This window comes from Pseudoalteromonas sp. AS84 (assembly GCF_038900255.1).
Taxonomy (GTDB): Bacteria; Pseudomonadota; Gammaproteobacteria; order Enterobacterales; family Alteromonadaceae; genus Pseudoalteromonas.
Map to the genome: position 1 here is coordinate 139,066 of NZ_JBBMQY010000005.1, position 21,253 is coordinate 160,318.

15 protein-coding genes are annotated in these 21,253 nt (G+C 39.1%); 9 read left to right on the forward strand and 6 right to left on the reverse strand.

What is annotated here, in order from left to right:
- Window positions 1–49 precede the first annotated feature (49 nt).
- Entirely contained in the window at window positions 50–1,066 is a 1,017-nt protein-coding gene (locus WNY79_RS07625; protein WP_007582612.1) for a LacI family DNA-binding transcriptional regulator, read from the reverse strand.
- Between the two features lie 291 nt (window positions 1,067–1,357).
- Here WNY79_RS07625 and glk point away from each other — a divergent pair, with 291 nt between their 5' ends.
- The 6 genes from glk (at window position 1,358) to WNY79_RS07655 (ending at window position 8,585) form a co-directional block, all read left to right on the forward strand.
- A complete protein-coding gene (gene glk / locus WNY79_RS07630; protein WP_170071009.1) occupies window positions 1,358–2,350 on the forward strand; it encodes a glucokinase in 993 nt (330 codons plus the stop codon).
- A gap of 36 nt (window positions 2,351–2,386) precedes the next feature.
- Complete coding sequence (locus WNY79_RS07635; protein WP_076923932.1) at window positions 2,387–3,400, forward strand: LacI family DNA-binding transcriptional regulator; 1,014 nt, start codon at window positions 2,387–2,389, stop codon at window positions 3,398–3,400.
- 336 nt (window positions 3,401–3,736) lie between these two features.
- A complete protein-coding gene (edd, locus tag WNY79_RS07640; RefSeq protein ID WP_294120447.1) occupies window positions 3,737–5,587 on the forward strand; it encodes a phosphogluconate dehydratase in 1,851 nt (616 codons plus the stop codon).
- A 33-nt stretch (window positions 5,588–5,620) separates the two neighbouring features.
- Complete coding sequence (gene eda / locus WNY79_RS07645; protein ID WP_002959756.1) at window positions 5,621–6,241, forward strand: bifunctional 4-hydroxy-2-oxoglutarate aldolase/2-dehydro-3-deoxy-phosphogluconate aldolase; 621 nt, start codon at window positions 5,621–5,623, stop codon at window positions 6,239–6,241.
- 9 nt (window positions 6,242–6,250) lie between these two features.
- Window positions 6,251–7,255, forward strand: coding sequence for a type I glyceraldehyde-3-phosphate dehydrogenase (gene gap / locus WNY79_RS07650; protein WP_076923935.1), 1,005 nt, complete (start codon window positions 6,251–6,253; stop codon window positions 7,253–7,255).
- A 205-nt stretch (window positions 7,256–7,460) separates the two neighbouring features.
- A complete protein-coding gene (locus WNY79_RS07655; RefSeq protein ID WP_342875552.1) occupies window positions 7,461–8,585 on the forward strand; it encodes a sterol desaturase family protein in 1,125 nt (374 codons plus the stop codon).
- Between the two features lie 93 nt (window positions 8,586–8,678).
- Here the strand turns inward: WNY79_RS07655 and WNY79_RS07660 are convergent, their stop codons facing one another.
- From WNY79_RS07660 to WNY79_RS07680, 5 genes are all read right to left on the reverse strand, one after another.
- Window positions 8,679–9,968 carry a leucine-rich repeat-containing protein kinase family protein gene (locus tag WNY79_RS07660; RefSeq protein WP_342875553.1) on the reverse strand — a complete coding sequence of 430 codons (1,290 nt, stop codon included), beginning with the start codon at window positions 9,966–9,968 and terminating at the stop codon, window positions 8,679–8,681.
- Window positions 9,969–10,045: 77 nt separating this feature from the next.
- The gene (locus tag WNY79_RS07665) at window positions 10,046–10,759 is read right to left on the reverse strand and encodes a YebC/PmpR family DNA-binding transcriptional regulator (protein WP_010555049.1); all 714 of its coding nucleotides are present in this window, start codon (window positions 10,757–10,759) and stop codon (window positions 10,046–10,048) included.
- A gap of 258 nt (window positions 10,760–11,017) precedes the next feature.
- Window positions 11,018–13,096 carry a M13 family metallopeptidase gene (locus tag WNY79_RS07670; RefSeq protein WP_342875554.1) on the reverse strand — a complete coding sequence of 693 codons (2,079 nt, stop codon included), beginning with the start codon at window positions 13,094–13,096 and terminating at the stop codon, window positions 11,018–11,020.
- Between the two features lie 240 nt (window positions 13,097–13,336).
- On the reverse strand, window positions 13,337–15,115 hold the full coding sequence (locus tag WNY79_RS07675; RefSeq protein WP_342875555.1) for an ABC transporter ATP-binding protein/permease: 1,779 nt from the start codon (window positions 15,113–15,115) through the stop codon (window positions 13,337–13,339).
- A gap of 135 nt (window positions 15,116–15,250) precedes the next feature.
- Entirely contained in the window at window positions 15,251–17,314 is a 2,064-nt protein-coding gene (locus tag WNY79_RS07680; RefSeq protein WP_342875556.1) for a hypothetical protein, read from the reverse strand.
- A gap of 471 nt (window positions 17,315–17,785) precedes the next feature.
- On the opposite strand from WNY79_RS07680, the gene WNY79_RS07685 reads away from it, so the two are divergent.
- The 3 genes from WNY79_RS07685 to secF all read left to right on the forward strand — a co-directional run bounded on the left by WNY79_RS07685 (window position 17,786) and on the right by secF (window position 21,122).
- Window positions 17,786–18,247: a hypothetical protein gene (locus WNY79_RS07685; RefSeq protein ID WP_170071004.1), complete on the forward strand. Its 462-nt coding sequence runs from the start codon at window positions 17,786–17,788 to the stop codon at window positions 18,245–18,247.
- Between the two features lie 108 nt (window positions 18,248–18,355).
- A complete protein-coding gene (gene secD, locus WNY79_RS07690) occupies window positions 18,356–20,194 on the forward strand; it encodes a protein translocase subunit SecD (protein WP_342875557.1) in 1,839 nt (612 codons plus the stop codon).
- On the forward strand, window positions 20,187–21,122 hold the full coding sequence (gene secF / locus WNY79_RS07695) for a protein translocase subunit SecF (RefSeq protein ID WP_342875558.1): 936 nt from the start codon (window positions 20,187–20,189) through the stop codon (window positions 21,120–21,122). The genes secD and secF overlap by 8 nt, the downstream gene beginning before the upstream one ends.
- Window positions 21,123–21,253 lie beyond the last annotated feature (131 nt).

Consider the following 21,253-nt stretch of genomic DNA (forward strand, 5'->3'; position numbering starts at 1 on the left):
CTGCCAATTAAAATGGTTTGTTAATTCTGCTTTATTTTATCAGGCAGGCTCAGCTTGACCTTCTAGGAATGAGAATAGGAGCTAATAGGGTACTTTGTACTTCTTCACCACGTATCAGTTTTAATAAGTTCTCTACAAGCATTTGCCCAGCAACAGTGGTGTTTTGCTCTATCGTCGTCAGCGGTGGGTTTACATAACTAGCAATGGCTATGTTATCAAAGCCGACTACCGCAACATCTTTTGGTACGTTGATATTTGCTTCTTTAAGCGCACGTATAGCGCCAATAGCGATTAAGTCGCTTGCGGCAAATAAGGCGTTAAATTTAATATTATTAGCGATAAGCGAACGAGTGGCGTGATACCCAGATTCTTCCGTAGATATAGCATTAGCCATTTTACGTTCGTTTATTTTTACGTTGTTAGCCAATAGCTCATCTTTAAAGCCCTGAAAACGACTAAAAAATTCGGGGCTATGATCAGATGCATCACCAATAAAAGCGCAATCAGTTCTGCTGTGAGCAATAAAGTGCTCAGCGGCAAGCTTACCGCCACCGTAGTTGTCACAACAAACAGTTAAATCTGGGCGATTATCTACCGTTGCACCCCAACAAACAAACTTGGTGTTTTGTTCAAGTAAGGTATTAAATTTTGGTTGGTAATCAATGTAATCGCCATAACCGAGTAAAATAATACCATCGGCTCTGTGGCTATCTTCATAGTCTGCTTGCCAATCAGCGCTGGCCGATTGAAATGATACTAATAAATCGTAACCTTCTTTAGCGCAAGCACGGGTAATGCTGCCAAGCATGGCTAAAAAGAACGGATTAATTTGTGACTCATCAGAAGTAGGGTCTTCGAAAAGAAGTAATGCTAGCGTACTGCTTTGCTGAGTTCGCAAGTTGCTGGCATTTTTATCAACTTTGTAATTAAGTTTTTTAGCTATATCGAACACACGCTTACGTGTTTCTTCGTTAACAAGATGGCTGTTACGTAAAGCGCGAGATACAGTTGATTGAGATACCCCTGCATAGTGGGCAATATCAAATGAGGTGGCTTTACCTTTCATTGTTACAACTTAATTAAATTGATAAATAATTGTGTCATTTTCGTTTATTAATGAATAATTTCAAGCTTTTTGTGAATTAACGTATATTTTTATTGATAAATTCATGACACCGGTGTCATAATGTCAGTGTTTTATCATTTTGTTGTCAAAACGTATTCGCTGTCAATATCTTTTATAGACAGCATTTTTTACTGTGATAGCTACTTTGAGGTGATAGCTCAAAGTATAAATAACAATGGTATACCATTGTAAAATAATAAGCACGAGTCGCTTAACAAAAGAGATAATACTATGAGCCTAAACTCTTCTGCCCAATTTGATCCCATCTTAGTTGCTGATGTTGGCGGCACTAATGCCCGCTTTGCTTTAATAACTGGTTTTAATGAAGACACTAACCAATTTGTAATAGAGCACATTAATATATTCCCTAGTGCTAATTTTGGTTCACTTGAAAGTGCGCTAGAACAATATTTACAAACAGTTTCGCATATTACCCCTAAACGCGCATGCTTAGCCGTTGCAGGTCCAATAAAAGCTGGGCAGGTACACTTAACCAATTTAGGTTGGCATTTTAGTGTTAGTGAATTTAAAGCACACTTTAATTTACTTCAACTAGAAGTCATTAACGATTTTGCTGCTTTTGCGTACGCTGCTCCTTACTTAGATCCTACACAAAATGTAATTGTTAAATCAGGTCAAGCTGATGACAATGCAAACATTGGTGTTATAGGCCCAGGTACTGGTTTTGGTGCTGCATGTTTAGTAAGAACATCGCAATCTACCGCTGTTTTAAGTTCAGAAGGTGGGCACATATCACTTGCACCCGTTAATGAACTCGATACTTTATTATTAAATGAATTACGTAAAGACCACCCCCACGTTTCTATCGAAACTGTATTTTCAGGACCTGGCATAACGCATTTATATAAAGCGATGTCTGCGGTTAAGGGTGTAACAGCTAAAAATTTAGATGCAGCGCAAATTAGTAGCCTAGCAAATAGCGGTGAATGTGATGTGTGTGATGCAACGCTAAACCAGTTTTGTGATTGGATTGGCAGTGTAGCTGGCGATTTAGCTGTTGTTTACGGGGCTCTAGGTGGACTATTTATCGGCGGTGGAATACTGCCTCGAATGCAAGCAAGACTTCTAGAAAGTCGTTTTGTTGAACGATTTTCGCAAAAGGGTATTATGTCGCAGTACGCAGGGCAAATTCCTGTAACACTTGTAACACAAGATAATATTCCACTAATTGGTGCCGCAGCGTGTTTGCACAACAGCAAATAAGGAGCTTTCCTTGTTCGCATTTGGAAAAATAGAGTGATGAAAAAAGTAACAATAAACAGTGTGGCAAGTCATGCTGGTGTTTCTAAAAAAACCGTATCACGCGTTTTAAATAACGAGCCTAATGTTAGTGCTGCAACCCGAGAAAAGGTGCTTGCGGTATTTAAAGAACTCGATTATACCCCAAACCCAATTGCACGAGGGCTTGCACAAAATCGTAGCTTTATTATTGGCTGTCTTTACGATAACCCAAGTAAAAGCTACATCACTCGCGTGCAAACGGGTGCTCTAGAAGCATGCAAAGAAAATAATTATAATCTATTGATACACCCCTGTGAGTTTCGTGGTGATGCCCTTATAAATAATATTGAGCAATTACTGCAGACTTCTCGATTAGATGGCATTGTGCTAACACCTCCTTTTGGTGATTTTGCTGAGCTGGCTTCTTTTTTAAAATCTAAAAAAATTCCTTACGCAAGAGTTGCATCAGCTTTACTTCAAGATGATTCTATTTCAGTTCGTAGTAATGATGAACAAGGCGCATTTGAAATTACTGAGCATCTAATTAGTCTTGGGCATAAATCTATAGCGTTTATTAAAGGGCACCCGGATCACAGTGCCACGCAACAACGCTTTAAAGGCTACAGGCGTTCACTTGCAAGCCATGGAATAGAGTTTGATGAGCGCTTAGTAGAGGAGGGTAACTTTAGTTATCACTCAGGTGTAGATAGTGCACGCAGTATTTTAGATTTGTCCCCTAGGCCAACAGCTGTATTTGCATCCAACGATTACATGGCGGCAGCGGTATTAAAATTAGCTACCCAGCGCCAATTAAAAGTGCCTGATGACATTTCAATAGCTGGTTTTGATAATGCACCCATTGCGCGTCATATTTGGCCTGGTTTAACAACTATTGCACAACCGGTTGAAGAGATGACTAAACAGGCCGTAACTCAACTTATTTCACACATAGCTCAACCACAAGAAAAGCCTTATCAGGTAACACTTGAGTCGCGCTTAATTACACGCGAGTCTACCTCTGCGATAAAATAGTGAGTTAAAAAAACTTTCACAGTAGCCCGAATATGAGTGACGCTTATTTGGGCTTTTTTTTGCTCTGAACTTGCTAAAATATACTTTGTGCCTAAAAATCAATTAGGTCATTATTCGGTCATGTTAAAATATTAAACTATTTTTGTTACCCGGGGTTGACACCGGTGTCATTGCTATGCGTTAATACAGTGACACCGGTGTCAGGGCTGTTGTGAGAGGCTCCCTGGTAGCGTACCTTTGAACGGGTAAATCAAAGATGCTCAGTACAGTTATTTACGTGGAGTCTGTAGTTGCTACTGAGCCTTTATCCTCTAACTAATAGAGATGAGTTAAATTATGTTACATCCTCGTATCCAAGAAGTTACCCAGCGCGTTATCGAACGCAGTAAAAATACCCGTCAAGATTATTTAGAACGTATTTCGCACGCAAAAAAACAAACAAGAGTTCGTGCCGGTTTAGGTTGCGGAAATATAGCCCATGTTATGGCTGCATGTAGCAGTGATGACAAAGCGCGCTTAAAGGCTGATGAGCAGCCAAATCTTGCTATTATCAACTCATATAACGACATGCTTTCGGCTCATGTGCCATACAAAGATTACCCAGATTTAATTAAAGACATTGCAACAAAATTCGATGCTACAGCACAAGTTGCTGGTGGTGTTCCTGCAATGTGTGATGGTGTTACGCAAGGGCGTGACGGCATGGAGCTTTCGCTTTTTTCTCGTGATGTAATTGCTATGTCTACGGCAATATCGCTTTCACACGATGTGTTTGATGGCGTTTTTTGTTTAGGCGTTTGCGACAAAATTGTCCCGGGTTTATTAATTGGTGCATTGTCGTTTGGTCATTTACCTGTGTTCTTTTTACCAGCAGGTCCAATGCAATCAGGTATTCCTAATAAAGAAAAAGCACGTATTCGTCAAAAATTTGCACAAGGTTTAGTAAGTCGCGAAGACTTATTAGAGGCTGAAAGCGCGTCTTATCACAGCGCAGGTACTTGTACGTTCTACGGTACTGCAAACTCAAATCAAATGTTAATGGAAATAATGGGCTTACACCTTCCTGGTAGCTCGTTTATTAATCCTTACACTGAGCTTCGCGATGGTCTTACAGGTAATGCTGTAGAAACCATGCTTAAGCAGCTTACAGATGATAAAGAAAGCCCGTGTTTAGCCGATGTGATCAGCGAAAAAACGATCATAAACGGTTTAGTCGGCTTGCTTTCTACAGGTGGTTCTACTAACCATGCTATTCATATTGTTGCGATAGCAAAAGCGGCGGGCATTCAGGTTACGTGGAAAGACATGTCTGATTTATCAGAAGTTGTACCACTACTTACACGTATTTACCCTAACGGCTCAGCTGATGTAAACCACTTCCAAGCAGCTGGCGGTATGGGTTTCTTAATGCGAGAGCTAGCAAGCGCTGGTTACTTACACACAGATGTTAAAACAATGCTAGGCGATGGTTTAGCACCTTACATGACAGAGCCACGTTTAGATAAAGACGATAGCCTGATCATGAGCAACTCAACGGGCCCAACTAAAGTAAAATGGGTAGATTGCCCAGCAAACTCACATGATGAAGAAGTACTTCGCCCAGTGAGTAACCCTTTTAGTAAGCAAGGTGGTCTGCAACTCCTAACGGGTAACTTAGGTAAAGCTGTTATTAAAGTGTCAGCTGTTGCTATCGAACATCAGGTTGTTACTGCTCCTGCAAAAGTATTTAGCTCACAAAGTGCTCTGCAAGATGCATACACGCGTGGCGAATTAAACCAAGACTTTATTGCCGTGCTAAAAGAGCAAGGCCCTAAAGCTAAAGGTATGCCAGAGCTACATAAATTAACGCCAGTAATGGCAACGCTTCAAGATGAAGGCTTTAAAGTAGCCATTGTTACTGACGGTCGTATGTCGGGTGCATCAGGTAAAGTACCAGCTGCTATTCACTTAGCACCAGAGGCAGTCGAAGGCGGCGTTATTGCTAAAATCCGAGAAGGTGATTTAGTGACACTTGATGCGCCAAACGGAATATTAAAAGTACACGTTAGCGACGAAGAACTTGCTAAACGTGAAGCAGAACTTAGCCTGCCAAGTGCAACATTTGGTACAGGACGTGAATTATTTACTGGATTTAGAAATATCGTAAGCAGTGCCGATTTAGGCGCGAGTGCTTTTGGACTTGAATAAATATTAGCCATACTGGGTAATGAGGAACAAGTAATGAGTATTGAAAAAATCTTAGCATCGGCACCCGTAGTGCCAGTGGTTGTAATCGAAAAATTAGAAGATGCAGCACCACTTGCAAGAGCGTTATATAACGGTGGCTTAAAAGCCTTAGAAATAACACTACGTACACCTATTGCTGCAGAAGCTGTAAAGCTGATGAAAGCAGAAGTACCTGAAGCCTATGTAGGTACTGGTACGGTAGTAGATAAAGCAAGCTTTGATCTTTCGGTTGCCGCAGGTGCAGATTTTATGGTGAGTCCAGGTGTTAGCGATGAGCTTATTGCTTTGGCTAAAACATCAGATATACCATTTTTACCAGGCGCTGCAACTGCAAGTGAAGTTATGCAACTTGCGTCGCATGGTTTTAAGTATTTAAAATTCTTCCCTGCAGAAGCTGCAGGCGGAACAGCAATGCTTAAATCAATCGGTGGCCCGTTACCACATATTACTTTTTGCCCAACTGGCGGCATTAGCCTAGCAACTGCACCGAACTATTTAGCGCTTAACAACGTTATTTGTGTTGGTGGTACGTGGATGCTAGATAAACAACTAATTGAAAATAAAGACTGGCAAGCAATTGAAGCGCTTGCTCGCCAAGCAAGTGAACTTAAATAGGAGTCTAAAATGATTAATGTAGCAATTAACGGTTACGGCCGTATCGGTAGAAATGTTTTACGTGCACTTTATGAGTCAGCTCAAAACAGCGAAATTAAAATTGTAGCAATTAACGATTTAGCACCTGCTAACGTTAATGCACATTTAACGCAGTATGACTCAGTTCATGGTCAATTTTCTAAAAAAGTAACACTTGAAAATAACACCATGTTAATTGATGACGACGTAATTACGTTAACGCAAGAGCGTGACCCTGCAAATTTACCGTGGAAAGCACTAAACGTAGATATCGTTTTAGAATGTACTGGTTTTTTCACTAAACGTGATGACGCTGCTAAGCACATTACAGCGGGCGCTAAAAAAGTAATCGTTTCTGCTCCAGGTAAAGACATGGATGCAACAGTGGTTCATGGTGTAAACAGTGATGTAATTAACGCTGATAGCCAAATTATCTCAAATGCATCGTGTACTACTAACTGTTTAGCACCACTTGCAAAAGCAATTAATGACACAGTAGGTATTGAAAAAGGTAGTATGACAACGATTCATTCTTATACGAATGATCAAAACCTATCTGACGTATATCACCCAGATCTATACCGTGCTCGTAGTGCAACTCAATCTATGATCCCAACTAAAACAGGTGCTGCGGCAGCTGTTGGTTTAGTATTACCAGAACTTGCTGGTAAATTAGACGGTATGTCGGTACGTGTACCGACAATCAACGTATCTTTAGTTGATTTTACGTTTATTACTAAGCGCGATACGACTGCAGAAGAAATCAATGCAATCATGAAAGAAGCGTCTACGGGTTCAATGAAAGATATTTTACAATACAACGAGCTTCCGCTTGTTTCTATCGACTTTAACCATAACCCAGCGTCATCTATCTTTGATGCAACGCAAACTAAAGCCGATGGTAATCTAGTTAAAGTAATGGCTTGGTACGACAACGAATGGGGTTTCTCAAACCGCATGCTAGACCAAGTTAAAGCACTAGGTCAGTACTTATAATTGACCTTGTAAAAGTTTAGCTTTATCCAACCAAGCCACGCATTGCGTGGCTTTTTTGCGTTTGGTTTATCTGTATATTTGCAACTCAGACTATGGAGGGAACTATTTGTATTTTTTATACCCTGAATTTTGTTAATATGTGGGTGTATAAATCAATGGAATTTCGTTGTATGTAATCAACTCAACGAAGCAAGGGATAATAAAAATGATCAGAGCTTTATCACGAAAGGTATTTCGCACAAACCACCTTCAGATAGGTGAGGGCAACATAAGTGGCTACATAGCCTGTTTTTTAGCAATACTGAGTTGTTTAGGCGTATTAGCTTTTCACTTTCCCGAATACTTAACCACACCAGAACTGAGAAAAAGCTACAGCGTCGACTTTTTACGTCAGCTTATGTTCGCATCATTATTGGTCTCGGGCAGTTTAGGACTACTTAACTTTGTACGTAATACCAATAAGCGCTTAGGAGCTACAGCGTGGTTTTTTATTATATTGGCTATTATTTTTGGCGGACCAAATGTTGAGGTAAACGAGTTTGCCAGCGACACACCTTACATAGGACTCGATTGGTTTATTTTAGACTTACTCGGCTCAACACTCATATTTATTGTTATTGAAAAGCTGCTACCGCATCGGAAAGATCAAAAAATATTGCGTAGTGAATGGCGAGGTGATTTAAACCACTTTTTTGTAAATCATTTAATTATTGGTTTTGTATTACTTGTTACTAACCATTTTGTACATTATGGCTTTGGTTGGGCTGTATCATCTACAGTACAAGGTTATATAGAGCAAGCACCCTTTGTAGTGCAGTTGTTTTTAATAATACTTGTGGCCGATTTAATGCAGTATTGGGTGCATCGTGCTTATCACGAAGTCCCTTTGTTATGGCGTTTTCATGGCGTACATCACAGCGCTAAAGAAATGGATTGGTTAGCGGGCTCTCGCCAACATATTCTTGAAATACTGGTTACTCGCAGCTTAGTGCTCACGCCCATATTTGTACTTGGATTTTCACAGCAAATAATTAGTTTATACGTAATAATTGTGGGTTTGCAGGCTGTGTTTAATCATGCAAATGTACGTGTTAGATTTGGTTGGCTAAAATATTTTATGGTTACACCGCAGTTTCACCATTGGCATCATGCGTCAGATAAAGCCGCGATTGATCGTAATTACGCTGCGCATTTTTCGTTTTTAGATTATGCGTTTGGTACAGCTGTTAAAGGCCAAAAAGAGTGGCCAGAAGCATATGGTGTAGTCGGGGATTACATGCCGATAGGTATGCTAAAACAACAGGTTTATCCGTTTAAGCGCACTAAATAAATTCGAATGATCGAATAAATACACAATACAAACTAACAGGGAACAACGTGTTACACGTTGCTCCCTTTTAGAATTTATTTAATTAATACTGAGTCATATATTTAGCTCTTCTAATAACTCAGTAAATGTAGGTCTTTGATTTAATAAAGGTTGCATAGCACGTTTTGCCATATCGGACATTTTAACAAATAGCTCGCTTTGTCTATCATCGCCGGTTACCGTGCTTAATAAGTCTTCAATTAAACAGCCTAAAGCGCTTACTTCTATCAACTCTAGTTGCTTTTGCTGATACTCACTTAGCATCGTTAAATTAGTTGCAGCACCAAAGTCACCAAACAGAACGGCATGGTTTTGGTTAACCATAGTATTATGTGCATAAATGTCGCCGTGACTTACTTTACGAACATGCAAGTGATGCAGTGTACTTACCATTTGCTGTGTAATTCTTAAAATAGCTTGAGTTGAGTAATGGCAATCATTGTTAAATGTATCACGCGTACAGGTTTCAAGGCTTGGAGGCAGCCCTAAATTAGCAAAGCTTTTATCTATTAGCTCCATTACTAAACCTAGCTGATCACTTTGTTCTATGTAGGCAAGTACTTTAATTAAATTAGCGTGATCGCCTGCTTGTAAGCAGCAATTTACTTCATCAAGTGGGTAGCCGTCGCTGGTAATTGAACCTTTAAATAATTTAATCGCTACAGCGCTATCAGCAGCTTGTGCTAAATGAATAACGCCCGATGCACCTTGGCCAATAACATGACTAAGTGTGTAATCGTTAAGAGGTTTATTTTCTAAGCTGCATTTTGTAAGGCACTGGGCTTTATTAAAATCGTTACCGGCAAACGCAAGCCAAGCAAGTTTAGGCAATTCAAACAGCCAGTCGTCTACGTGTGTTAAGTTATTAGCAGAGAGCCTAACAAGCTCGAGGTTTTTACACTGCGCCATGCTACTTGGTAGTTGCTTAAGTTGATTGCCCGCAAGCGCGAGCTTTTTGAGCTGAGTAAATTGGCCAAAACTTTGTGGAAGCTCAGTAATATTATTGTCGGTAAGTATGAGCCATTCAATATTTTTTGGTAAACAATAATCGCCAAACTCAGTTATTTTACAGCCTTTAAATGCAACCATTATCAGAGCAGGGCATTTAGCTAAAACCGCAGGAATATGTTTAAACTGATTAAACGATAAAAATACTCGCTTAAGGCGTGCTAAACAGGCAAATTCATCAGGTAGTGTTGATAAATTATTATTTGATAAATCGAGTACTTCAAGCGTGTCAGCTAAGCTAAAAATTTCTTCAGGGAATGTGTTTAGCTCTTCTACTAATTGCAGGCGAGTAGCACCAACAAGTTTGCCACTTTTAAGCTCCGTAAGATTATTCATATATTTATACCACGTTCTAAAATGAAAAAGCCAACATAGCTGTTGGCTTAAAGTCGTTCTAACTTAGTTAACTAATTTTAGAATTGCGCGTTATGGTAAACGTTTTGTACGTCGTCGCAATCTTCTAGCATGGCTAAAAAGCGTTCCATAACTTCTACGTCTTCGCCTTCAATAGGCGTTTCAATTTGTGGCACAAAGCTAATTAGGTCTTCGTCAAATTCAGTCACGCCCATTTCTTCAAGCGCTGTACGTGTGTTGTTGTACTCTGTGTGAGGAGCAAAAACAGTGACTTTACCGTCATCAACTTCTACGTCAGTTACATCAACATCAGCCATCATTAGTGCTTCAAGTACTGCTTCGTCGTCATCACCGTCAAATACAAAAATAGCAAGGTGATCAAATAAATGTGAAACAGAGTTTTGAGCGCCAATTTTAGCATTTGCTTTAGTAAAGCAAACACGTACATCAGCAAAGGTACGTTTGTTGTTATCTGTTAAACAATCAACAATAATCATACAGTTACCTGGGCCGTAACCTTCGTAACGTGTTGCTGAGTAGTCTTCGCCGCCGCCGCCTTTTGCTTTGTCTATTGCGCGGTCAATAACGTGTGCTGGCACTTGGTCTTTTTTAGCGCGTTCAATTAAACGACGTAATGATAAGTTACCATCTGGATCTACACCGCCGTTTTTAGCACAAATATAAATTTCTTTGCCGTACTTAGAATAAACTTTAGTTTTAGCACCCGCAGTCTTAGCCATTGAATCTTTTTTGTTTTGGTAAGCTCTTCCCATCTGCGTTTCGCCTTAATATATGTAAATAATAGAATAAAATTATAATGCGTATTCTAAAGGTAAATGCATTCAAGGGCTAGTAAGTATTAAAGCCGATTAAAACTGTAGCGTTTAAAGTCCATCTAAAGTGCATTTTAGTGAGGAGATTATCGAGGGATTTTGACGTTGGAATTATATCTATTATTGTAAATTTAACTCAATAAAAAAGGCAACCTGTATAACAGGTTGCCTTACTAAGTAATAAAAAGTAAGTATTACTTACCAAATACGTACACGTTCATCTTCAGGAAGGTATAACTCATCGCCTGGTTTTACATCAAACGCTTTGTACCATGCATCGTGGTTACGCGGCGCTTGTGCTCTAAAGCGACCTGGGGCATGTGTGCCACCACGCAGTTGGTTAAGCATGCTTTGCTCAGTACGTTTTTCTTTCCATACTTGTGCCCACGCAAGGAAGAAACGCTGATCGCCAGTAACGCCGTCAATAACAGGCGCTTCTTTACCATTTAAACTTAGCTTGTAAGCGTGATAAGCCATCGACAAACCACCCACATCACCAATATTTTCGCCAAGGCTATTTCGACCATTAACAAAATTACCTTCAATTGGCTCGTATTTACTGTACTGCGCAGCCAGTTGATCGGCTTTTTTGTCAAATGCAGCGCGGTCAGCATCAGTCCACCAATTACGTTGCACACCGTTTTCGTCTGATTTTGAACCTTGATCGTCAAATCCATGACCCATTTCGTGACCAATTACAGCGCCAATACCGCCATAGTTTACAGCCGGATCGGCATTTGGATCGAAAAACGGCGGTTGTAATATCGCAGCCGGAAATACAATTTCATTAAACGAGCTATTGTAGTAAGCGTTTACGCGTTGTGGCGTCATGCCCCAGCGGTTACGGTCTGTTTTTTGTAGCTCTTTTTCAACACTTTCTGCGTGGAAAAACTCACGCATGTTTTTCACATTACCAATCAAATCGTTTTTAGTAATGCTTAAACCTTCATAAGACTGCCAAACATCGGGGTAACCAATTTTTGGTACAAATGCAGCAAGCTTAGCGCGCGCATTTACTTTAGTTGCATCACCCATCCATTCTAGATTATCAATACGTTCACCAAGGGCTGTTCGAAGGTTTTCAACCAGCTCTGACATTTGTTGTTTTGATGACTCAGGGAAGTAACGCGCTACGTATATTTTACCAATAGCAAAACCAAGCGAACTTGTGCCCGACATTTCACTTATTGCACGTTTCCAACGAGGGCGAGGCTCTTGCTGTCCGTTTAGTTCTTTACCAAAAAAAGCAAAGTTAGTATTAAATACGTCTTCTGATAGTAAACCTGCGTTACCGCTAATAGCGTGATACGTTAGGTAGTCTTTCCATACTGCAATATCTTCTTGATTGATTAGCTCAATCATCGCTTTTATTGGTTCAGGCTGAGATACATTTAACTGAGGTACTTTATAACCTGTTTGTGCAAAGTATAAATCCCAGTTAAAGCCAGGATAAGCAGTGCTTAAATCGGCACGTTCAACTTGGTTTAAGGTTAAATCGCGATTACGACGCTTTTCACGTGGCCAGTGACCTTGTGCAATTTTGGTTTCAAGATCAACAATTGCTTGAGCGCGCTCAGCGGTATTTTCGACTCCTGTAAACTCAAGCATGTCAGCAATGTGAGCTACATAAGCTGCACGTGTTTTAACAAAACGCTCAGCGTCTTCAAGGTAGTAAGAGCGATCTGGTAGGCCTAACCCACCCGCACCTAGTGACATTTCATATTTATTAGGGTCTAAGCGGTTAAACCACATACCGCCGCCAAAAGGGGCTTTATTACCGGTTAACCAAGACTTACCAAACATTTTAGCTAAATCGTCAGTCGACGATATATCATTAATTTCACTTAACAATGGCTTAATAGGCGCTACACCTAGTTTATTAAGTGTTTCGGTATCCATATAGGCATTGTAAAAATCAGCAACGAGTTTTTCTTCTGCGTTTAAATCTTTACGTGCGGCTATTTCTTCAATAATAGCTTTAACATCGTCTTCGCTGCGCTCAGCTAATCCTGAAAATGCACCGTAGCGGGTTTTATCTGCAGGCATTACGTAGTTGTCATACCACGTGCCACTGGCATACATAAAAAAATCATCGCCTGGTTTAACGGCTTCGTTGCGGGCTGTTAAATCAACACCAAAACTACCTAACTCTGCTTTCTCTGCTACTGCTGCAGTGGCTACTTTAGGTTGTTGCTCGTCTGTTTTTGTTGTTTGCGGCTCTGAACAACCGGTAATAAATGTGGCAGCTAATGCTGCGGCAATTAAACTCTTTTTCATTACTTACTCCTGAGTATCACTGATTGAATTAAAGCAGCAGTGAATCATTTTTATTGTTACGAATATTTAACTTATCGATTGTTATTGATATTAATCAGACAAACAAACCTTTTGAGGTGAATCACCACAGTGCTCGATAAAACTAATATAGAGGAAAAGAGAAAGGCTAATAGGCGCTATAAAAGCTTTATTTAGCTCGAATACTTGAAAGTATCCGAGCTAAGAGGGGTCACACACTATTTATTTTTTATGCTGAAGCTCCCACATACGGGCGTATTCTCCGGCGAGTGTAAGTAACTCATCGTGCTTACCTTGCTCAATAATTCGTCCGGCTTTGAGCACAATAATGGTGTCTGCATCGGTAATAGTAGAAAGGCGATGGGCAATAACAATACTCGTATGGTTACTGGCAACTTCACGCATTGCAGCAAGTATTGCTTGCTCAGAATGAGAATCGAGTGCAGATGTTGCTTCATCAAAAATTAAAATAGGGGACTTTTTCAAAATAGCACGTGCAATGGCAATACGCTGTTTTTCGCCGCCTGATACTTTTAAACCGCGCTCGCCAACCAGTGTTTTATCGCCTTTATCAAGTGTTGCTATAAAGTCTTTTAAATGCGCCATAGCAATGGCTTCATCAATTTCTGCATCACTTGCTGATGGTCTGCCGTAAGCGATATTCTCACGAATAGTAGTGTTAAACAGCACGGTGTCTTGCGGCACTATTGCAATGGCTTTTCGTAAACTATTAAGTGTTACTGAGTTTATTGCTTGATTATCAATACTAATTTCACCAGCGCTTACATCATAAAAACGATAAAGCAGTCGGGCTAATGAGCTTTTACCAGCACCACTGGCACCAACAATGGCTACTTTGCTGCCAGCTTTAACACTAAAGCTAAGGTTATTAAGGATCGGGCGGTGCGCATCGTAACTAAAATTTACATTATTAAATGTTATTTCACCTTGGCTAATATTGAGCTCTTTAGCATTAAGTGCATCGGTTATTTGTGGTTTTTTGTTAAGTAGCCCAAGCATGTTTTCAAGGTCGGTTAGGGCGCGTCTTATTTCGCGGTACACAAAACCTAAAAAGTTAAGTGGTAAAAATAGCTGAATCATATACGCGTTAATCATCACAAGTTCACCAATAGTGAGTGTACCTGCAACTACCTCGGTTGAGCCCAACCACATTAAAGCGGTAATAGCACAAGCGATAATAAGTGCTTGGCCTGAGTTGAGGGCGAGCAACGACATTCTATTTTTTAAACGGGCTTTTTCCCAGTTTGCTAAAAAGGTGTCGTACGTTTTTGCTTCAAACTGCTCATTATTAAAATATTTTACAGTTTCATAATTAAGCAGGCTGTCTATGGCACGGGTATTACTTTGATTGTCGGCAGCATTTGCTTCTCTAATAAAGCGGTTTCTCCACTGAGTAACCACCACAGTAAAGGTAATATAAATAGCAACTGCCAATAATGTAATAAGCGCAAACCAAACAGAAAACAACGTGCCAAAAATAATCGCAACGGTCAGTATTTCAAATAAAGTAGGCACAATGTTAAACATTAAAAAACGCATTAAAAAACTTAACCCGCTAGTACCGCGTTCTATATCGCGGCTAATGCCACCGGTTTGCCTATCTAAATGAAAAGCCAGCTCAAGTGAGTGCAAATGCTTAAATACTTTTAAACCAATATCACGCATAGCGTGCTCGGTTACACGAGAAAATACAGCATCGCGCACTTCACCTAAAAATACGCTAGCAAAACGCAGTGCTCCGTACATTAATAACAATAACGCGGGAATAACTAACAGTGGGTTAATCGACTTATCTACCGAGTCTATTATTTCTTTGAGCGCCCAAGGCATCAAAAGCGTGGCACCTTTTGCGCCAATAAGCGCCATAAGTGCAATAAAAACACGGCCTTTAAATTTTGTAAGGTAGGGCCACAGCGTTTTTACACTTTGGCGTAAATTCATGGCGTCTGGTCGTTTTTCACTGCTTTGTCTGGGGCGCATTCAGTATCTCAGAATTGGTATGTGGGTAGATAAAATCACTTATAAGTTAAGTAAACGCAGTAAATTGAAACAAGGGAAGATATTTTTTAGTTTTTTTGAATATTAATTTATAAGCATTAAAATGGAGTTACCAACTTAATGCTTTCTAAAATAGCAGTATATATTTTCCGGTAGAATATATCGCATATAACGTTTTCTGAAACCAGCTTTCCATAATGATTTGCTATAGGTTTGCTTAAACTTAATCGGGTTAAGAAACATTTTTAATGGATCGGACGTTTTAGCAAAATAACTTTCATGGCTATTTGCTCCGACATACTCAGAGTGTTTTAGATTACCAAAGTTTACGGATTCGCTATAAGTAGGGGTCTTTAATAGTCGAGATATAGGTTTTATAGCCGTTTCAGGAGCGATATTTATTTTTTTATAGTCTCTCTCAATAGCCATAAAATCAGAAATAAAGTCCATAGCCCCTTTTTGAAATTCGTTTATTGTATTTAGCTTATCATTAGAAAAGTCATTAGGTTCGAATATAGCTACTATGTCATCATTTTTTTTATCGAATTTAATTACAGAGCCGTGAGGTGCTGAAAAAATAAATTCGAGCATATGCACACCTTCCGATAACACTTGAAAATTATTTTTAGGTTCTGAAAAGTTACACATATAGCCAGACATCGGAAACCCTTTTTCAGCAAACTTCATTGCAGTTTGAAATGTACCTAGGTAATAACCATGAATATCTATTTCATTATTTTCTAATAGCATTAGCTTATTCAGTGAATTCTGGATTGTCCCTTGCCATCCAATGTCAACAATCGCGACTTTTTTGGTATCCATAAACCCAATTTGATCCAGGTAAGTTAATAGGTTTTCTCTTTCGAGCGCTGCATTACTACATATATCATCAACTAATAAATGAAAGAGTCTTGCTAATTTATCCTTATCGCTATCTGTTTCTATTGTATGATTTTGATCAGAAAAGCCTACTTTTTTTATTTTTTCAATATGTTTTTCCGCTTCTATATCAACTCTATCAAGGTAGTTTGCGACGCTCAAATTAGGAACAAAATGACAAAGTACCTTTATCGAATATTCATCGATGCCATTGTATATAGTGGGGATGTTTATAGCTCGCCTTGATGCATACATATATTTACTAACAGGGGTTTTAATTCCTTGATTCATAAGGCTATACACTTTATGCATTATATAGCCGTCGCGCGCAAGGAAAAATATATGTTCTATTTCTTGATGTATTACCTGACTAGTAAGCCAGCGAGTTAAGCCAAAATATATTATTCCACAATAAACATAACCGAAGTCGTACCAAATATTTTCATTGTTATTATTTCTTTGGGTAAACGTTTTGTTGATGATAGTCGCAAAATAAATAGATTCTTCTATAGAGAGTTTCGAAGGATATAGCTCCCTTAGCCTTTTAAATGAATGATGGCTAAGCGCATATTCACTGGTTTTTTTGTAATAGTAAGGTTTGATGCCTTCTTTCATCGCATTAATCACATCGGCGAAGTAATAATCGCCAATATGTAATAGCTTAGATGGTTTACAGGATAGTTCTTTAAGTATATGTGGATATAATCCACCTTTAGACTTTGATTTACGGATTACAGAGGATAAAAATAATTGATGGAATTTTGTATAACCATTATCGGAAAGAATTTTTTTTATCACGCATTCTGGTAAGTACATGTCTGAGGTGAAAATTACCTTTTTATCATTATCAATACAGTATTGATAAAAAGAGTGCATATATTCATTTTTAACACAAAATTTTAATTCTATTTCGATTTCTAGCGCTTTCAATGTATTTATTGTTTTGCTATCTAGATCTTGTGTTTTTTGTATGTGTGCATATATTTCATCCAAACCTATGGATTGAGTACCATTCAGCTCAGTTAGTATCTTTGTCGCTTCTGGTTCTGCTTTACTTCGGATACTTTTAAAATCTATGTCTAGCTTTTTATGTTCATCATTATATAAATTTTCAACTATTGTAAAAATATCAGCTGGTTCGAGGACTTTTCTGAGGATCACTGTATCGAAAATATCGAAAGAGACTATTTCACTGTTGTCTATTAGCTTTTTTAGGTCAGTGTCATTACTTAGGGTATTTATTAGCTTTAAGCTTTTATTGTAAAATTTTGCGACAATTTTACTAAATATGTTTTTTTTCATAATGACTTTCCCTGCCTTATTTACTATCCATAACATAATTAAGAAAATCAAAATTTAGCTATTTGTTTACATTTAATTATACTAATTTCGTATATCCGCTGCAACTAACGCATTTAATAGTACGAAGCATCAGAGGTTACCTGTTATTTTACCAAAAAAAACCACTAAATGAATGTTAAATGAATAATAAAACTGCAAATATTAGAAGCTTAGCAAGCCTAAATCATTACTCGGTTTTCGTTGGGTAAGGGGAAGGTATGTTGCCGAAGTAGTAGATTTAAACGTAACATATTTTGTAAATTAGATTTTCAAAAGAAAATTTAAATAATTCGCTCGATCTAAAGTAACTTTAGCGCTCTGAGGCGAAAGTAAAGCTACGGGGAAAGTTAAACTAAATACATAGCAGGCTATTGTATTTCAAATACTAGCCCTAATATACTACGCATCCCTTATTTTAGTTTTAAAACGTGAATGTTTAAATTTAGAGTGTTATTAACTGCCTTTTTGCTACTTGCTGCACTTTTTAGTGTGCAGAGCAATGCTATGGGCGCCTCACAAAATTTAAATATTTCTGTTAGTACGCAGGTTTCGCTTACTGATATTGGCGATTTAACTAAAATACAGCCTATTAGTAAGTCTGTAGATATTACGCAGCATAAAAAAACGCATCAAACCGATTTTGACGCGCACCAACCAAGGTTAACTGCCAATAATTCATCATTGTTTTTGCACACTGTTCAAAGTGAACCAGAATACGATGTGGTTTTTGAATTTTTCGCTCAAAACCTTGTTAGGCATATATTCTTACGACCAAGAGCCGTTAATCCTATACAGCCTTGGTATACGCTTGTAACTAATAGTAAAAAGTCGCGCTTGAGTGGCTGGAAAGACGTTAACTTACTCTACAGAGCTGTAACTACCTACCACGCTTAATTTTCCTTATTTAATTTTATTAGGTTTTAACTTTTAAAGTTTTAGCCTGCAGATTAATTGTGCTTTTAAAAAGTACGTTGCTAGCTTTGCTGGCAATAAGGATTAAAGATGTTAAGTTTTAAAAAAGATAAAAAGCCGTCTACGGCTAAATTTAAATTAAGCTATATCGCCATGCTAATAGTATTGGTTTTATTAGCTATCAGCGCATTACCAAACCTATATCCAAATAAATCATGGTTGCACATAAGTGCTGCCCCGCACAGCGAAATGCAATCTTTACCGAGCACTAAAACGCTAGTTACTTTTTTAAATAACCAAGGGTTAGAGGTTGAGCAGGGTTTAGATAAGCAATCAACTATTAATGTACTTTTAAACGAGCCAACTAAAAGCGCTCAGGCGCAAGCGGCTATAAAAGCACAGTACCCAAACACGCAAGTTAAAATTGTTGAGCATGCAACTAGCCCCACATGGTTACAAGATTTTGGTTTATCACCAATAAAGCTAGGTCTTGATTTAAATGGCGGTGTGCTATTTGTACTAGACGTAGATTTAGATAAAGCCGTTGATGAGCAATTAGTCAGTGCGTATCAACAAGCTAAATCAATTATTATTAAGCAAAAAGCACATGGCGTAAAAGCACAGCAAACTCAGCACGGGTTTGAAATAAACGCACTGCCTAATGCAACCGACAAGTTAACCCCCGTTATTGAAGAGCTACAAAGCCGATTTGCTAATTTAGCCGTGGTAACAAGCAATAACGGCAGCGTTAAAACTGCCAAATTTAGTTATTCAGAGCAAGGCCGCAGCAGCTTTGATAAAGAAGTAATGGGGCAAACACTTACAACCCTTCGTTCACGTATTGAAGAATTAGGTATTACCGAAGCCGTAACACAGCGACAAGGTAAGCACCGTATTCGTATAGAACTACCAGGCGTGCAAGATCCAACCGAAGCTAAGCGTATTATTGGTGCAACCGCATCGCTTGGTTTTTATCAATTAAAAGAAATAGGCGGGCAAACATTTAATATGCAATCGGGCGGAACGATAAAGCTCGATCCTGTGCCAATTTTTACAGGGGATCATATTAATAATGCAACCATAGGCCGCGATGATTGGGGTAAACCACTGGTACAACTAAGCTTAGACGGTCAAGGCGGGGATGCAATGTCGGCGTTTTCAAAAGCCAATATTGGGAAGCCAATGGCAACGGTTTACTCTGAGTATTCTCAAAACGCTAAAGGCGAAGTAGTTAAAAAAAGCGAAGTTATTAATGTTGCCAATATTGCTCAGCATTTAAGTTCTCGTTTTAGTATTACCAATATGAAAAGCCAACAAGCTGCAGCCGACCTAGCATTGTTACTACGCGCAGGCTCGCTTACAGCACCTGTTACAATTGTGCACGAACAAACAATAGGGCCAAGCCTCGGCAGCGAAAACATTAGTAATGGCTTAGCCGCGCTTATGTTAGGTATGGGTATTACCCTTGCATTTATGGCGCTTTGGTATCGCCGTTTAGGCCTTATTGCAAACGTGGCGCTTATATTAAATTTAACGTCGCTGGTGGGCTTAATGTCATTATTACCAGGGGTTGTGTTAACGCTGCCGGGTATTGCAGGTTTGGTGCTAACCATAGGTATGGCGGTAGACACTAACGTAATAATATTTGAACGCATTAAAGAAGAACGTCGCCAAGGCCGTGCACCATATCAAGCTATTCAAGAGGGTTATAAACAAGCCGCAAATACAATATTTGATGCCAATATAACCACCATGATCACCGCACTTATCTTATACGGCATAGGCTATGGGCCCGTTAAAGGTTTTGCCATTACACTCGCACTGGGACTTTTAACGTCTGTATTTACAGGTGTGTATGTATCAAAAATATTAAGCCAAACGTTGTATTTAAAAATGGGTAAAAAAGCAGGAGTAAAAGTACATGCTTAATTATTTTTTGAAAGGCGAAGCGGGCACACGTTTACGCTTTATGGGCATGCTTTTAAGCGCCATGTTAGTGCTGCTATCCGTATTTACGCTTACGCAAAAGGGTCTAAATTTTGGCCTAGATTTTACCGGCGGTTATTTAACTGAGTTTACAACCAGCCAAAGTGTTGAGCTAAAAGAGCTTCAATCGTTTATTGCTAAAAATCATAACGGTGAGTTTGAGCTAACCGCGCAAGGTAATAGCCATTTTCAATTAAGAGAAGCACCAAGTGCATCAACAACAGCTAATAGCCTTGATTGGCAAAGCGCAGTTACACAAAACGATGATATAAACGCACAGGTATTATCGTCAGCTTATATTGGCTCACAAGTGGGCGATGAGTTATTTGATCAAGGCTGTTTAGCAATGTTTGCTGCAATGATTGCGGTAATGATTTACCTTGCAGTGCGTTTTGAATGGCGCTTAGCACTCGGCTCTGTGGTTGCGCTAGTGCACGATTTAATACTTGTACTTGGGTTATTTTCACTATTACAAATTGAATTTAACCTAACCGTGCTGGCAAGCTTGCTGGCTATTATTGGTTACTCACTTAACGACTCAATAATAGTAGGGGATAGAGTGCGCGAGCTTTTACGTGTTAAGTCAAATAATGTACTTAGCTCAGCGACTATTATTAATAATGCGATTAAAAGCACACTTACGCGCACCTTAATAACGTCGGGTACCACACTTGCAACGGTTGCCAGCGTTTGGTTACTTGCAGGCGCACCACTGCAAGGCTTCGCTATTGCATTATTTACCGGCATTGTAGTGGGTACGTTCTCATCTATTTGTATAGCGGCAACCTTGCCAGAGCTATTGGGATTAAGCGCTAAAAACTACGAAGTTAAAGTAGATGCCCACACGCAAACATTATTAGATATGCCATAAGGTTTTAATAAAGCATAAGCAAAGAGCTGCACCAATCAACGGCTCTTTGCTTGTTTAATGCTTATTTAAACCCCGCTAGTATCCCAACCAAACTTGCGGGGTTTAAAACAATGGTTTTAGGCCCCGCAAAA

What these genes read in the sequence shown, in the direction of transcription:
- WNY79_RS07625 (WP_007582612.1), bottom strand. Translation starts at nt 1,066, where the DNA reads ATGAAAGGTAAAGCCACCTCATTTGATATTGCCCACTATGCAGGGGTA.
- glk (WP_170071009.1), top strand. Translation starts at nt 1,358, where the DNA reads ATGAGCCTAAACTCTTCTGCCCAATTTGATCCCATCTTAGTTGCTGAT.
- WNY79_RS07635 (WP_076923932.1), top strand. Translation starts at nt 2,387, where the DNA reads ATGAAAAAAGTAACAATAAACAGTGTGGCAAGTCATGCTGGTGTTTCT.
- edd (WP_294120447.1), top strand. Translation starts at nt 3,737, where the DNA reads ATGTTACATCCTCGTATCCAAGAAGTTACCCAGCGCGTTATCGAACGC.
- eda (WP_002959756.1), top strand. Translation starts at nt 5,621, where the DNA reads ATGAGTATTGAAAAAATCTTAGCATCGGCACCCGTAGTGCCAGTGGTT.
- gap (WP_076923935.1), top strand. Translation starts at nt 6,251, where the DNA reads ATGATTAATGTAGCAATTAACGGTTACGGCCGTATCGGTAGAAATGTT.
- WNY79_RS07655 (WP_342875552.1), top strand. Translation starts at nt 7,461, where the DNA reads ATGATCAGAGCTTTATCACGAAAGGTATTTCGCACAAACCACCTTCAG.
- WNY79_RS07660 (WP_342875553.1), bottom strand. Translation starts at nt 9,968, where the DNA reads ATGAATAATCTTACGGAGCTTAAAAGTGGCAAACTTGTTGGTGCTACT.
- WNY79_RS07665 (WP_010555049.1), bottom strand. Translation starts at nt 10,759, where the DNA reads ATGGGAAGAGCTTACCAAAACAAAAAAGATTCAATGGCTAAGACTGCG.
- WNY79_RS07670 (WP_342875554.1), bottom strand. Translation starts at nt 13,096, where the DNA reads ATGAAAAAGAGTTTAATTGCCGCAGCATTAGCTGCCACATTTATTACC.
- WNY79_RS07675 (WP_342875555.1), bottom strand. Translation starts at nt 15,115, where the DNA reads ATGCGCCCCAGACAAAGCAGTGAAAAACGACCAGACGCCATGAATTTA.
- WNY79_RS07680 (WP_342875556.1), bottom strand. Translation starts at nt 17,314, where the DNA reads ATGAAAAAAAACATATTTAGTAAAATTGTCGCAAAATTTTACAATAAA.
- WNY79_RS07685 (WP_170071004.1), top strand. Translation starts at nt 17,786, where the DNA reads ATGTTTAAATTTAGAGTGTTATTAACTGCCTTTTTGCTACTTGCTGCA.
- secD (WP_342875557.1), top strand. Translation starts at nt 18,356, where the DNA reads ATGTTAAGTTTTAAAAAAGATAAAAAGCCGTCTACGGCTAAATTTAAA.
- secF (WP_342875558.1), top strand. Translation starts at nt 20,187, where the DNA reads ATGCTTAATTATTTTTTGAAAGGCGAAGCGGGCACACGTTTACGCTTT.